The sequence below is a fragment of the Salmonella sp. SAL4457 genome, from assembly GCF_046548235.1.
Taxonomy (GTDB): domain Bacteria; phylum Pseudomonadota; class Gammaproteobacteria; order Enterobacterales; family Enterobacteriaceae; genus Salmonella; species Salmonella enterica.
Genome location: NZ_JBGDZO010001002.1, coordinates 1 through 250 on the forward strand (window position 1 = coordinate 1; position 250 = coordinate 250).

The 250-nt window shown below is 64.0% G+C and carries 1 protein-coding gene; it reads left to right on the forward strand.

The features are described from left to right. The coding region (gene ccsA / locus ACLJNW_RS27180; RefSeq protein WP_410961661.1) for a cytochrome c biogenesis protein CcsA at positions 1-250 on the forward strand (250 nt) is incomplete at both ends.

Sequence of the window (250 nt, forward strand, 5' to 3'; positions counted from 1 at the left end):
GGCCTGCTCACCATCGCGGTGTTCCAGGCGCTCTTGCTGCTGCTCCAGGACTACCGCCTCAAGCACAAGCATCCGTCCGGGCTGATCCGCAACTTCCCGCCCCTGCAAACCATGGAAAGCCTGCTGTTCGGCTTCCTCTGGGGCGGCTGGTCGCTGCTTTCGCTGTCGCTGCTGTCCGGATGGCTGTTCGTCGACAACCTGTTCGCCCAGCACCTGGCGCACAAGACCATCCTGTCCTGCTTCGCCTGGG